Annotated in this window: 14 protein-coding genes and 1 tRNA gene; 3 read left to right on the forward strand and 12 right to left on the reverse strand. The window is 72.8% G+C overall.

All coding sequences use genetic code 11. The annotated features are described in order from the left end of the window. Positions 1-48: 48 nt before the first annotated feature. The 6 genes from G567_RS0120350 to G567_RS0120375 all read right to left on the reverse strand — a co-directional run bounded on the left by G567_RS0120350 (position 49) and on the right by G567_RS0120375 (position 6,699). Positions 49-702 (reverse strand): ABC transporter ATP-binding protein, encoded by a 654-nt coding sequence (locus G567_RS0120350; protein ID WP_028931436.1) that lies wholly within the window; start codon positions 700-702, stop codon positions 49-51. Continuing rightward, positions 696-1,682, reverse strand: coding sequence for an ABC transporter ATP-binding protein (locus G567_RS0120355; protein WP_245585725.1), 987 nt, complete (start codon positions 1,680-1,682; stop codon positions 696-698). Before G567_RS0120355 ends, G567_RS0120350 begins: the two co-directional genes overlap by 7 nt. Beyond that, complete coding sequence (locus tag G567_RS0120360; RefSeq protein WP_084796302.1) at positions 1,679-2,629, reverse strand: ABC transporter permease; 951 nt, start codon at positions 2,627-2,629, stop codon at positions 1,679-1,681. The genes G567_RS0120355 and G567_RS0120360 overlap by 4 nt, the downstream gene beginning before the upstream one ends. Beyond that, positions 2,622-3,620: an ABC transporter permease gene (locus G567_RS0120365; protein WP_028931439.1), complete on the reverse strand. Its 999-nt coding sequence runs from the start codon at positions 3,618-3,620 to the stop codon at positions 2,622-2,624. The genes G567_RS0120360 and G567_RS0120365 overlap by 8 nt, the downstream gene beginning before the upstream one ends. After that, the gene (locus G567_RS0120370; RefSeq protein WP_028931440.1) at positions 3,617-5,206 is read right to left on the reverse strand and encodes an ABC transporter substrate-binding protein; all 1,590 of its coding nucleotides are present in this window, start codon (positions 5,204-5,206) and stop codon (positions 3,617-3,619) included. The genes G567_RS0120365 and G567_RS0120370 overlap by 4 nt, the downstream gene beginning before the upstream one ends. Positions 5,207-5,406: 200 nt before the next feature. Further along, positions 5,407-6,699: a competence/damage-inducible protein A gene (locus tag G567_RS0120375; protein ID WP_028931441.1), complete on the reverse strand. Its 1,293-nt coding sequence runs from the start codon at positions 6,697-6,699 to the stop codon at positions 5,407-5,409. A 154-nt stretch (positions 6,700-6,853) separates the two neighbouring features. Between G567_RS0120375 and G567_RS0120380 the strand changes: the two genes are divergently transcribed. The 3 genes from G567_RS0120380 (at position 6,854) to G567_RS0120390 (ending at position 7,937) form a co-directional block, all read left to right on the forward strand. Further along, complete coding sequence (locus tag G567_RS0120380) at positions 6,854-7,240, forward strand: STAS domain-containing protein (protein ID WP_028931442.1); 387 nt, start codon at positions 6,854-6,856, stop codon at positions 7,238-7,240. A gap of 24 nt (positions 7,241-7,264) precedes the next feature. Further along, positions 7,265-7,360 (forward strand) — tRNA-Sec (locus G567_RS0120385). 52 nt (positions 7,361-7,412) lie between these two features. After that, the gene (locus G567_RS0120390) at positions 7,413-7,937 is read left to right on the forward strand and encodes a CvpA family protein (RefSeq protein ID WP_028931443.1); all 525 of its coding nucleotides are present in this window, start codon (positions 7,413-7,415) and stop codon (positions 7,935-7,937) included. Positions 7,938-8,002: 65 nt separating this feature from the next. Here the strand turns inward: G567_RS0120390 and G567_RS0120395 are convergent, their stop codons facing one another. From G567_RS0120395 to G567_RS0120420, 6 genes are all read right to left on the reverse strand, one after another. Further along, on the reverse strand, positions 8,003-9,496 hold the full coding sequence (locus tag G567_RS0120395; protein WP_028931444.1) for a glutamine synthetase family protein: 1,494 nt from the start codon (positions 9,494-9,496) through the stop codon (positions 8,003-8,005). After that, positions 9,493-10,236, reverse strand: a complete 744-nt coding sequence (locus G567_RS30150) for a type 1 glutamine amidotransferase (RefSeq protein ID WP_051233342.1) — start codon at positions 10,234-10,236, stop codon at positions 9,493-9,495. Before G567_RS30150 ends, G567_RS0120395 begins: the two co-directional genes overlap by 4 nt. Continuing rightward, entirely contained in the window at positions 10,233-10,547 is a 315-nt protein-coding gene (locus G567_RS30155; protein ID WP_037057766.1) for a hypothetical protein, read from the reverse strand. Before G567_RS30155 ends, G567_RS30150 begins: the two co-directional genes overlap by 4 nt. Before the next feature lie 10 nt (positions 10,548-10,557). Then, the gene (locus G567_RS0120410; RefSeq protein ID WP_037057767.1) at positions 10,558-11,148 is read right to left on the reverse strand and encodes an aromatic-ring-hydroxylating dioxygenase subunit beta; all 591 of its coding nucleotides are present in this window, start codon (positions 11,146-11,148) and stop codon (positions 10,558-10,560) included. Then, positions 11,148-12,452 carry an aromatic ring-hydroxylating oxygenase subunit alpha gene (locus tag G567_RS30160; protein ID WP_037057768.1) on the reverse strand — a complete coding sequence of 435 codons (1,305 nt, stop codon included), beginning with the start codon at positions 12,450-12,452 and terminating at the stop codon, positions 11,148-11,150. The genes G567_RS0120410 and G567_RS30160 overlap by 1 nt, the downstream gene beginning before the upstream one ends. Positions 12,453-12,570: 118 nt before the next feature. Continuing rightward, positions 12,571-13,221, reverse strand: a complete 651-nt coding sequence (locus G567_RS0120420; protein WP_051233343.1) for a GntR family transcriptional regulator — start codon at positions 13,219-13,221, stop codon at positions 12,571-12,573. Positions 13,222-13,298: the final 77 nt, after the last annotated feature.

The following is a 13,298-nucleotide window of genomic DNA, read 5'->3' on the forward strand; positions in this document are numbered from 1 at the left end:
CCCATCCTCCCAGCCCACCCGCGCCCGGCCAACCGGTCCGCCCGGCTTTCAGGCCGCCGAACCCGCCCACGGACGTTCCACCCGGTCCGCCCACACCTCCAGCAGCTCCTCGTCGTGGGAGACCGCGAGCACCCCGGTGCCGGCCCTGGCCTGCTCGGCGACGACGCCGGCCAGCGCCGCGGTCGTCGACGCGTCCAGCATCGCGGTCATCTCGTCGCAGACGAGGTAGCGCGGGCGCAGCACCAGCGCGCGGGCCAGGCAGGCGCGCTGCAGCTGGCCGTCGCTGACCTCATGCGGCCGGCGGCCGAGCAGCTCCCGGGTCAGCCCCACCCGGTCGTGCAGCTCGTCCTCCCAGGCGGGGTCGCGGCCGCGACCGGTCGCGAGCAGCGGCTCGGCGACGATCTCGCCCAGCGTCAGCCGGGGGTCGGTCGCCAGCCGCGGCTGCTGGAACACGACGCCGATCGCGGTGCGCTGGGCCCGGGGCGCCCGGTAGCGCGCCCCGCCCGCGGGCGTGCCGTCGATCTCCACCCGTCCGGCCCACGGCGCCATCAGCAGGCTCAACACCCGCGCCAGCGTCGACTTCCCGCAGCCGCTCGGCCCGGCCAGCCCGACGACCCGGCCCGGCTCCACCGCGAGGTCGACGCCGTCGAGCACCGGTGTTCCGCGCCGGTATCCCGCCACGATCCCGACGGCGCTCAGCACGGCAGCGGCTCGCAGGCCAGGGCGCGCTCGCCGCGGGACACTAGACGCGGGTTCGGCCGGCAGGTGTGCAGATCCGGGCGCCTGCGGTCGAAACCGCATCCGCGAGACGCCCCGGCCGGCGCGGTCAGGTCGGGCGGATGGCCGGGGATCGCAGTGAACCCGCGACCGGGAAGCGCCCCGAACAGCCCTCGGGTGTAGGGATGCCACGGCTCGCTGAACACCTGCTCGGCGGGGCCCGTCTCGATCAGCCTGCTCGCGTACATGACCGCGACGTCGGTGGCGACGCGGCGGACCGCCCGCAGATCGTGGGTGATGAGCAGGACGGCGTGCCCATCGGCGGCCATCCCGGCCAGCAGGTCGACGACGCGGTCGACCAGCGGACGGTCCAGCCCGGCGGTCGGCTCGTCGGCCAGCAGCACGGGCGGGCGACCGGCCAGCGCGGCGGCCACCCCGACCCGCTGCGCGGTGCCCCCGGACAGCTCGTAGGGGTAGCGCCGCAACATCTCCGCCGGCAGACCCACCCGCTGCGCCAGCTCGGCGACGACCGCCTCCGGGTCGGGCGCCTGCGGCCGCAGCCTGCGCACCGTCTCGACGAGCTGCGGACCGGCCCGGCGGACCGGGGTCAGGTGGGTGGCCGCCGACTGCGGCACCAGCCCGATCCGGCGGCCCCGGACCTGGTCGCACAGCACTCGTTCCGAGGCGGCCAGCAGGTCGAGGTCGCGGCCGTCGGCCCGCAGCAGCACCCGCCCGGCGACCTCGGCGTTGGCCGGGAGCAAACCGGTGATCGCCGCGGCGAGCACCGACTTGCCGCAGCCGCTCTCGCCGACCAGCGCCAGCAGCCGCCCCGGGCGCAGCGCGAAGTCGGCTCCGGTCACGGCGTGCACGGTCCCGGCCCGCCCGCGCGCCCCCAGCCGGAACCGCACCGACAGCTCCTCGACGCGTAGCTCGGCGTTCCCCGGCCGGCCCACCGGCGGGTTCACAGGCCCAGCTCCGACCGTCGCCGCGGCAGGGTGCGGTCCCGCCACCAGGCCGCGACACCGGCCACCGCCAGCGCGGCGGCCACCAGCAGCACCGCCGGGAACGCCACGATCCACCAGGATCCGAGCAGCACCGCGGCCCGTCCCTCCCCCAGGATGTTGCCGATCGAGGCCAGGTGCGGCGGCAGGCCGAGGCCCAGGAAGCTCAGCGCGGTCTCGTGCCAGACCGCGTGCGGCAGCAGCAGCACGGTCGATAGCGCCGCCTGCGGCACGATCGCCGGCAGCAGGTGCCTGCGCAGCACCCGGCCGCGCGAGGCGCCGCCCGAGATCGCCGCGTCGATGAACGGCCGGTCGCGCAGCGAGAGCACCTCCGACCGCACGATCCGCGCCACCCCGGTCCAATGGGTGAGCGCGATCGAGGCGATCACCGCGAGCACCGAGCCCCGGTAGAGGGCGACGATCACGATGCCCAGCAGCAGATGCGGCACCGAGTTCACCGTGTCGACGACCCGCATCAGCAACCGGTCGGGCCAGCCGCCGAGCACCCCCGACGCCGCCCCGACGGCAGCGCCCAGGACGGTCGACACCACCGCGCAGACCGCCGCGACCAGCAGCGAGACCCGAAGCCCCGCGAAGCTGCGCAACAGCAGGTCCCGACCCTGTGCGTCGGTGCCGAACGGGTGCGCGGGCGAGGGGGGCAGCCGGATCGCCCCGTAGTCCACCGCCCGCGGGTCCAGCCCGCCGAGCCACGGCACCAGCACCGCGGCCAGCGCCAGCGCCGCGAGCAGCCCACCGCCGGCCAGCAGCCGGGCCCGCGCCCGGCCCCCCGTCGCGCGCCCGCGCGGCGTGCCCGCCCTGGCCCGGGCCGCGGGGCGCCAGCGCGGGGCGGGCGATCTGGTTCCGTCGACCGGACGGGTCCCGGCGGTCGGGTCGGCGAGCAGCTCAGCCATCGGCACGCACCCTCGGATCGGCCAGCGCCACCGCGACGTCGGCGGCGAGTGAACCCAGCAGGACCGCGGCCGTCGCGAGCACCGACAGGGCCGCGAGCAGCGGAAAGTCGACGGCCAGCGCGGCGGTGACCACGGCCTCGGCGATGCCCGGCCAGGAGAACACCGTCTCCACCAGCACCGCCCCGGTCACCAGCTCGGGAACCCGGGTGCCCAGCAGCGTGACGAACGGCAACAGCGCGGTGGGCAGCGCGTGCCGCAGCACGACCGTCGCCTCGGTCAGCCCGCGGGCCCGCGCCCCGGCGACGTGATCCTCGCCGAGCGCGGCCAGCAACGAGCCGCGGACGTGCAGCACCAGCCACGGGGTCTGCGAGACGCCGAGCACCAGCGCGGGCAGCGCGAGGTGCCGCAGCACCTGCTCGGCCGAGGCGGGCGCCCCGGCGTCGGTCAGGCCGGCCACCGGGAACCAGCCCAGGCCGAGCGCGAAGATCGCGATCGCGACCAGGGCCAGCACGAACGGCGGGATGCCCTCCATGGCGTGCCCGATCGCGGTGACCATCCGGTCGAAGAGCCCGCCCTGGCACCAGGCCGCGACCACGCCCGCGACCAGCGACAGCACGATCGCGACGACGAGCGCCACGGTGACCAGCAGCAGCGTCCAGGGCAATCGCTCGGCGATCACCTGCGCGACCGGTTGCCGCAGCGACCGGCTCGTGCCCAGGTCGCCCGAGGCGATCCCGGCCAACCAGCGCCCGAGCTGGGTGAGCACACCGTCGTCGAGGCCGAGCCGGGCCCGGGTGGCGGCGAGGTCCTCGGCCGTCGCGGTGAACACATCGACGCCGTAGTACTGGTAGATCGGGTCGAACGGCGACGCCGCGGCGAGCAGGAACACCCCGACCGCGACGATCACCAGCACGGGAACCGCGAAGGCGAGCCTGCGCGCGACGAGCAGCGCCAACTCCCGGCAGCGGGACCCGACGACCGCGACGCTCACGACCGCAGAATCCAGTCCTCGACGTTCCACCAGGGACCCCAGGTGACGCCGTGGGTGTGCGGGTCGACCACCTGCCGGTAGCCGTCCCAGCGCTCCCGCACCAGGTAGGAGTGATCGAGGAAGACGAGGAACACGAAGCCCGGCGCGGCGGCGTAGGCCTTCTGCCAGTCCCGCACCGCGGCCGCCCGCTGGGCCGGATCGGTCGCGCGCCGGGCGGCGTCGAGCCCGGCGTCCACCGCGGGGTTGTGGTAGTGGGCGGGGTTGTTGAAGCCGTCGCCCGCATACGAGCTGTGCAGGAGCGGATAGCCGACCAGGTCGGGGTCGAACGGGTTGCCCCCGGCGAGGACCAGCGCATCGGTGGCCATTCGCGGCTCGATCGCCTCCCAGCCCAGGCCCTCCAACGCCACGTCGATGCCGACCGCCCGCGCGTCGGAGGTGAAGCCCTGGGCGAGGTCGCGACGCACCGTGTCGGTGGCGGGGTACATCAGGTTGAACCGCGCGGGGACGCCGTCGCGCGCCCGGGTGCCGTCCGGGCCGCGGACCCAGCCGGCCTCGTCCAGGATCCGCTCGGCCTGCGCCCGGTCGAACCGGAACTGCGCCGAGGGCTCGGCGTACTCCGCGAGGACCTGTGGGATCGGTGTCGAGGCGGGCGCGCCGCGACCGGCCAGCAGCGCGTCGATCATCCCCTGACGGTCGGCGGCGTGGTTGAGCGCCAGCCGGATCGCCGGGTCGCCGGTCACGGGGTGCGCGCTGGGCAGCGTGATCGTCCGGTAGTCCGCGCTGGAGTGGTGGTGCACGGTGAACCCGGACCCGTCGCCGTCGAACGTCGCGGCCAGCGCGGGCGGCAGGACCGTGCCGTCGAACTCGCCGGAGCGCATTCGCTGCGCGCGGGTGTTGTCGTCGGGGGCGAACACGATGATGATCGACTTCACCGCGGGCGGCCCGCCGAAGTACTCCTCGTTGGCGGCCAGTTCCATCGCGCTGCCGCGGCGCCATTCGACGAGCCGGTACGGGCCGGTGCCGATCGGGGCGGCGGCCGTCGGGTGCTGCTCGAGCGGGGCCGGGGTGGCCAGCGACTCGGCGGGCACGATGCCCAGCGTCAACCGGTGCGGGAAGGCCATGTCGGGGTTGCGCAGGCTGAACCGGACCGTCCGCGGGTCGATCCGGTCGACGCCGGCGAGCATCACGTAGTCCGAGCGAACCGACGAGACATGGGCGGGGTCGAGCAACGCGCGGTAGGTCGCGACGACGTCGTCGGCGTCGAAGGCCGATCCGTCGTGGAAGCGCACACCCTCGCGCAGCCGCACCGTCCACGAGAGGCCGTCGGCCGCGACCACCGGCAGCTCCGCGGCGAGCGCGGGCGCCAGATTGCGGTCGGCGTCGTGGGTGACCAGGCCGTCGAAGAACTTGGCGGCGCCCTCGACGCCGTAGCCGAGCAGCGGATGCAGGCTGTCGGGCTCGTAGCCGTCGGCGAGCACCATCCGGGTGGGGTCGCCGCCCGCCGCGCCGGAGGCGGTCGGGGCGGAGCATGCCGTGGCCAGCGCGAGGGATAGGACACCGAGGACGATCAGGACAGGACGGAGCACGAGCGGACGGTAGACGCAGTTGCCGCATTATTGCAATAACATTCGTCTTGCCAGAGGGGTTCGCCCGCCGCCCATCCCCGCCCCACCCAGCAGCGCGTTGTGGAGCCATGGTGCGCTCTCCGCCCCGCCCAGCTGCGCGTTATGGAGCCATAATGGAGCCCAGAGCCGCCGCCCGTGCGCGTTATGGAGCCATGACGCGTTTATGCCGGCAGCCCGCTCGCGGCCCGCAGGATCAGGTGCATCGCCACGTCCACCGAACGCTCCCGAATATCGCCGCGGCTGCCCGGCAGCACCGGGTCGCGGGCGATGACGGTGCCGTCGTCGGTCGTCACGCAAAAGCAGACATAGCCGATGGGCTTGGCCTCGGTGCCGCCGTCCGGGCCCGCGACCCCGGTGATCCCGACGCCGATGCCTGCGCCGAACCGTTCCCGGGCGCCGTCGGCCAATGCCCTGGCGACCTGCGGCGACACCGCGCCGTGCTCGGCGATCATCGCGGCGGGCACGCCGAGCAGCGCCGTCTTGGCCTCGTTCGAATAGGCGGCGACACCACCGGCCACATACGCCGACGAACCCGGCCGGTCGACAAGCCGTCCCACCAGCAGCCCGCCGGTGCACGACTCCCCCGTCGCGACGGTGCGCCCGGAGGCCAGCAAGGCGCGAGCCACCAGCTCGTCGGTGCTGGTGCCCTCCGCGCTGACCAGATGCTTCGCGTGCCGGCTCGCGAGCTCCTCGGCGAGCGCCGCCGCGACGGACTCGGCACCCGGCTGGGGGCGCAGATCGACCTCCAGCTCGGAACGGCGCAGGCAGGTCGTGATCTCGACGTCCGTGAGGTCGCGGCGCGACCCGATCTCTCGCAGCGTCGCCGCGATCTCCGACTCGGGCAGCCCGAAGTAGCGCAGCGACCGGGCCGCCGCGGGCGGCACCCGCTTCAGCAGCGCGGCGAACGGGGCCGCCTCGATCGCGGCGGGCCACATCCCCTGCAGCTCGCGCGGCGGGCCGGGAAGCACGACGACCAGCGGGCCGCCCGGTCGCTCGACGACCAGACCCGGCGCGGTGCCCACCGGAAGCAGCGGCGTGGCCCCGCGCGGGAGCATCGCCTGTTTGCGGTTGGCCGCCTCCAACGCGGGTCCGGCGAACCCGGTGCGCGCGGCCCAGCGGGTCAGGATGCCGCCGATATGGGCCTCCATCGCCGTATCCAGGACGAGGTCGGTCCCCGCGAAACGGGCCACCATCTCCACGGTCAGATCGTCCGCGGTGGGACCGAGGCCGCCGGCGGTGACGATCAGCTCGACGCCGGCGTCGGCGACGAACCGCAGCGCCTCGGCCAGGTCGTCGGGCCGGTCGCCCACCAGCAGCAGATGCGCCACCTCGAAGCCGCGATCGCTCAGCTCGCGAGCCAGCCACGGACCGTTCCGGTCGTCGATGGCGCCGGTCAGCAGCTCGCTGCCGGTGGCCACGATGCCGGCCCGTGGCCGGCCACCAGGACGCAACATGCGGCGACGGTATCCGCTCCGGTTCCGGCCGCGCGATCACGCGCCCGCGGTGACCTTTGTTGTGCGAGGTCGGCCGCTGTGCGTAGGGTGGGTTGCCGTTGAGATACGGTCCGCACCCAGGTCCGCGGAGAGGTGTCGAGGAGCAACGGTGCGCATGAATGGTGAGTCATCCGCCGGAGCCGGCGACGTCACCGCTGATCAGGTCGTCCGGTTCGAGGTCGTGGACCACGGTCGGGGTGCGCTCGTCGTCCGTGTCCTCGGCGAGATCGACACGCTGACCGCGCCGGTGTTGCGGGAACAACTCGACCAGCATCTGCCGGCGGCGCTCCTGGTCGTGCTCGACCTGTCGGCGGTGACGTTCCTCGGGTCGGCCGGGCTGGCCGTGCTCGTCTCGGCCAAGGACGAGGCGGAGCGGCGCGGCCACCGGCTGCGGCTGGTCTGCGGTTCCCGGATCGCCACCCGAGCGCTGGAGGCCACCGGCCTGCTCACCCTCTTCGACGTCGCCGACGGGGTTCCCGAGGCCCTGAGCGCCCCACGCTGACCGGCTTGTCCTAGGCTCGCGCCCGGAGGCGTCTGGGAGCCTGGTGGCCCTCGCGGTCTTCAAAACCGACGTGGCCGAGCATCTCGGCCAGGCGGGTTCGATTCCCGTCCGCCTCCGCCAACCCCGGGCGCTGTTCAGGTTTCTCTCAGCTGCGACGAGGACCCTGGGCCGTGTGGCCGGCCTGACCGTACTCGACCTGCTCCTCATCGCCCTCGTGCTGCTCGCCGCCGCCGGCGGGTTCCGCCGCTCCGGCGGCGCCGAGCGCACCGGAAGGCTCATCGGGCTGCTGTTCGGCGCCGCGATCGCGCTGCCGCTGGCCGCCCTGTTCGCCCCGGCCGGGGCGAGTCCGCTGACCCAGGGCCTGCTGCGGCTCGCCGGGCTGGCACTCGGCCTGCTGATCGGGGTCTGGGCGGGCGGGGTGGTCGGCAGGCTGGTCTCCCGCGGCCTGGTCCGTGGCAGGCTCGGCCTCGTCGACCGGGTACTGGGCGCCGTCGCCGCCGCGGGCACCACCGTGCTGGTGCTGTGGGTGCTGGCCACCGCGGTACCGCTCGTCGTGGGGGCCGACACGCTCGCGCCGGTGACCGCCGCGCTGCAACCGCTCGGCGGGCACAGCCAGCTGCTCGACGAGGTCGGCAACCGGCTGCCGCTACCCCAGCAGGCCCTCGACCAGGCCGCCAGCACCGTCGCCGCCACATGACCGTCGAGAACGAACCTATGGTGATCAACAGGGAATTTCGATCACCATAGGTTCGTTCTCGACGGTCAGTACAGCTCGAAGTACTCCCGGTGTTCCCACTCCGTGGTCTGCGCCGCGTACTGCTCCGGATCGGGCTGCTCGGCCAGATGCGCGCGGTAGCGATCGACCTCGCTGCACTTCATCCGGATGAGATAGTCGACGAACTGGGCGCCGAACTTCCGGCGGAAGAACTCATCGCCGTCGAGCGCGGTGAGAGCGTCGGCCAGGCTGGTGGGTAGCTGCGTGGCGTCGGCGGCGTAGGGATCATCGCTCAACGGACCGGGGTCGATCTTGTTCAGCACGCCGTCGAGCCCCGCGGCCGCCTGCGCGGCGATATAGAGGTAGGGGTTGGCCGACGGTTCGCCGATGCGGTTCTCGACGTGCGAGGCGGGGTCGTTCGGGGCGCTGATGACCCGCATCATCGCGGCCCGGTTGTCGAAGCCCCAGGTGAGCCGGTCGGGGGCCAGCGAGTACGGACGGCGGCGCCGGTATCCGTTGATGCTCTGGGTGGTGAAGGCCGAGGCGGCGACGCCGTGGGCGAGCGAACCGCCGACGTAGTGGCGGCCCAGCTCCGAGAGCGCCGCTCCGTCGTCGGGCACCATCAGGTTCTCCCCGGTGACCGCGTCCACCAGCGACGAATGCAGATGCCAGCCGCTGGCGTAGAAGCCCGGGATCGCCGGGCAGCACATGAACGACGCCAGATGCCCGCGCCGTCGCGCGATCTGCTTGATGGCGCTGCGCATCAGCAGTACCGCGTCGGCGGCGGCCATCCCCTCCATCACGTCGAAGGTGACCTCGACCTGGCTCGGCGCCCATTCGTCGTCGACCGAGCGCAGCGGCAGACCCAGACCCACCAGCGCCTTGCGGATCGGCCGCAGCACCTCGTCGATCTCGTCGAGATGGGATTCCAGCAGGTAGCTGTAGCCCCTGGCGACCGGGGCGACCTTCGGCGGGTCGCCGGGGATCCCGGGGGCGCCCAGCGAACCCGTCTCGAGCATGGTGTCGAGCACCCTGGTGAGGTACCACTCGATCTCGATGCCCGCGATGAACCGGTATCCGGCCTCGTGTACCCGGTGCAGGGTGTTGCGCAGGATGGTGCGCGGCGCGAACGGGAACGGCGAGCCGTCCCGCAGGTACAGGTCGCAGAGCACCCAGCCGGTCTGCGGCGCCCACGGCAGCACCCGGAACGTCACCGGGTCCGGCACCATCGTGACGTTGGGGCTACCGGACAGCTCCGGAATGTCGAAGCCGCCGCCCGGGGAGAACGGGTTGAACACGATGGCATTGGCGGTGTCGAAGAAGAACGGCGCCATCGTGATCTCCACGCCGTTCTTCAGGGCGGACAGATAGCCCTCCCTGGTCATCGTCTTGCCGCGGATGAGACCGTGCTGGTCCGGCCAGGCCAGCCGGACGACCTCGAGGTCGAGCTGTTCGATCATCGACCGGTTCTGCTCTGCTGCCTCGTGCTGCTGTGCCGTGAAGAGGTTGTGGCGGGCGGTGAAGCTGGTGGGACTCGTCATCGAGGTCCTCCGAGATGTTCGGTCGGGGGTATTGCCGGGGTCGCGACGGCCGCGCGTACCTCTCGGTCGATCCAGCCGCCCAGCAGCGCGTCGGCCTGCCGCCGCGACCGGGTCTCCCGGCGGACCGCCGCCGCGACCATGGCCTCGGCGTCGATCCCGGCGGCGCGCAACCGCTCGTGTTCCACCTCGGCCAGCAGTCGTACGCCGGCCGGGGAGATCTCCGGGTGGAACTGGATGCCCAGCGCGGTGCCGAGCCGGTACGCCTGTGGGTACCGGTCGGACCAGGCGAGCAGGGTGGCACCGGGCGGGAACCGGAAGCTGTCGGCGTGGAACGAGAAGTAGGTTCCGGAACGGCCCGCGAGCACGGGATCGTCGGTGCCCGGATCGACGGTCACCTCGATCTCGCCGCCCTCCAGGCCGTGCTCGCCCGGGACCGCGGCGCCCCCGAGGACTCCCGCGAGCAGCTGTGCGCCGAGGCAGATGCCCAGCACCGGTAGCCCGGCGGCCACCGCGCGGCCGAGGAACTCCTCCTCGGCCGCGAGGAACGGTGCGCGCCCGTCGCCGTACGCGCTCATCGGCCCGCCCATGCTGACGGCCGCGGCGACGTCGCCCGGGTCGGGCAGCGGGCCACCGGAGTACAGGCGGACCAGCCGGACCGGCACGTCCCGCTGTTCGAGCAGCCGCCGGACCCATTTGATGTCGGAGCGGGGCGAGTGCACGATGACGGCGACGGGCTTCATTCCGCGGGCCTCCGTTCGAGGGTGATCTGCCAGGGCCGCCAGTGGTCCACCCCGGCCAGCGCGGCGAACAGCCGCTCCACATCGGTGCGGTCGGCGGCCACCCACTCCGGCCCCGGCCACACGTCGTACGGGGCCGCATCCCAGAACCGGGCGGCCTTCAGCGCCGCCACGACCGGCGCGACGGCGCGCAACTCGATCTCGAGGCGGTGCACCCGCTCGCGGAGCAACCGCAGCTCGATGTGCAGCCGATCGAGCTCGGCCTCGTCGACGGGGGCGGCCTCGCCGGCCCCGCGGGATGCTGCGGGGGTCATAACCGTCCTTCTAGAAGACCAGCGTCAGGTTCTCGTGTCCATGCTCGGAGTCGATGAGGTTGACCTGCTTGAGCTGGATGCGCCAGCCCTGCTGCTCGCGGACGAGCACGTGTCCGTACCAGCCCACATAGGACTTGTGCTGGCCCGCGCGGAACTCCTGGATGTGGAAGTTCGAGCGGACCCGGCGGCGGTTCTCCGCGGGTTCGTCGATCACCTCGACGTTGGTGATCAGCCGCCGGGTGCGCGACTGCGGGATCTGGCAGAACGCCACCCCCGTGCGCAGCCAGTACACCCGGTCGGTGAGCCTGCGCCGGTCATCGAAGGCATGCGAGACCTCGCGCTCCGGGTCACCACCACCGGGCGTGATCGGAACCCAGTAGAGGCAGGTCGGGGTGTAGAGCTCGAGCCATTCGTTGAACCGGGCCTCGTCGAGCAGCCGCGCCTCGCGGTGGAGCAGAGCCTGGGTCTCGGCCAGCAGCTCGGCATCCGCGACAGGCCACGCGTCGCTCCATTCGCCCGCGATCGCGGCCAGTTCCCGGTAGTAGGCGGGATCGACGTGATAGGACCACGCGGCGGTGTCGGTGTGCTCGGCTTGTGTCATCACGGGTCCTCCAGCCTCATCAGGCGCAGCCACTCCTGGAAGTAGCCGCGCATATGCAGCTCGTCGGTGACCGGACCGGTGACGACGCCATCGGCGTCGACCTTCTGCCGGTCTGGCACGCCGTGGCCGCGGTTCATCAGCACCCACTCCATCTCCGGCACCGATAGCCCGCGCTGGGCCTCCTCGAAGTTGGCCTGGTCGTCGGGCTCGCCGAACGCGGGGAAGTCCTCCTGGGTGCGCATCCGCAGCACGTTCACCTCGTCCGGGACACCGCCGATCGCCGTCGCGTGCCAGGTGAGCTGGGTACGGTCCACCGCAAGCGGCTCGATCACCTGCACCTGGTTTCCGATGATCAGCAGGTTGGGGAAGATGTTGAGGTTGATCTGCGAGCCCACGGCCAGGTCGAGCAGCCGGTCGGCGTCGGCGCCGTGCCGGTCGCGGATGAGCCGCTCGAGCCCCTCGCGTCCCGGCTGGACGCGCTGGTTGCGCCAGAAGTCGCCCGCGGCGGCGTAGTTGGGGCGCTGGTCGATGAACGTGTGCCCGTTGCCGAGGTACTGCACATACATCGGCCCTTGGTCCGGGCTGCGGCCGAAATAGGCCATATCGCGCGTTTCGCCGAGGCGGGCGGCCATCTTCAGCAGCGACCGGTGGGAGAACGCCGGATGGTAACCGTCGCCGGCGTTGTCGTAGGCGAGCTTCCAGTTGCCCCGGTAGACCATGCGGTGGGCGGCGCTGCGCACCCGCACGTCACCGTCCGGCGCGCGGTCGATCCAGTAGTCCAGCAGTGGGCGGGCGGCCCCGAGGTGTTCGGTCAGCGACGGCGCGGCCTCGTCGAGAGTCCCGAAGACGAAGCCGCGGTAGCTCTCCACCCGGGGCACGCGGCCGAGGCCGAAGTCCTCCCGCCGGAAGTCCGGGCCGTAGCCGTCCGGCCACGGCACGCCGACCAGCTCACCGGTGTTGCGAAACGTCCAGCCGTGGTAGGGGCACTGGAAGCTGCGGGCCCGACCCGACTCCTCGCGGCAGACCGTGGCGGCCCGATGGGTGCAGCGGTTGAACAGCGCGTGCAGCCGGCCCTCCCCGTCCCGGGTCACGAGGATCGGGCGCCGCCCCAGGTGACCGGTCAGGAAGCCGTTGGGCTCGGACAGCTGGCTCTCGTGTGCCAGGTAGATCCACGTGTGGCCGAACACGAGCCGCATCTCCGCGGCGAAGATCTCCTCGTCGACGTAGAGCGACCGGTGCACCCGGTCGACGCGGACGAGGTCCTCCCAGCGTCGCCGTGATCCGTTCGTGGCGAAGGCGGACATACCGGCCGGCTCCCTCCGTCAGCGGCGATCAAATTTCGTGTTCCGTATACGAATGTCACGCATACTTCCCGGGTGGCCCGGATCACACAACCCCTCGAAGGAGGAACGCCCGGCGTGATCAGTGCTCGTGGTGCGCCTGCAGGCCCTCGCCGATATGGGCGCGCATCGCCGCCGCGGCCTGCTCCGGCCCCGCCCGCAGCGCGCGGACCAGCTCGTGGTGCTCCCGCAGCTGGTCGGCGCCGTCGGCAGCGAGGCGGTGGAACTGCTCGAAGATCTGCAACGCCCTGGCCCGGTTCCACACGTCGTCGAACAGCTCGACCAGCAAGGGATTACCGGTCGCCTCGACGACCGCGCGGTGCACCATCCGGTTGACGGCGAAGGCCTCGGCCGCGTCCGCGGCACCCTTCTCGACCGCCGCGATCACCGCGTCCTCCACGTGCCGGGTCGCCGCCGCACCGAGCTCGGCGACCCGGGTCGCCGCGTACACCTCGATCGCCAGCCGAGACTCGTAGAGGTGGGCGAGGTCGTCGTCGGCGACGGCACGGACGATGTAGCCCTTGCGCCCGGCCGATTCCACCAGGCCCTCGCGTTCCAGCCTGTGCAACGCGTCGCGAACCGGGGTCCGGCTGATGTCCAACCGCTCGGCCAGCGCGTCCATCACCAGCCGCGAGCCCGGCTGCAGATCCCCCCGCAACATCGCCCCGCTGATGCGCCGATAGGCCTCGTCGGCCAGCGAGGTCCCGCCCCGCCCGATGGGCTTGAGCACCATCGCCTCGACCTCCGCTCCGACCTCGCCGCGCCCATCGTAATGAACCCCTCGGCGACGAGCCGTCAGCCTGATCGCGG

Origin of the sequence: Pseudonocardia asaccharolytica DSM 44247 = NBRC 16224 (assembly GCF_000423625.1) — a bacterium.
GTDB lineage: Bacteria > Actinomycetota > Actinomycetes > Mycobacteriales > Pseudonocardiaceae > Pseudonocardia > Pseudonocardia asaccharolytica.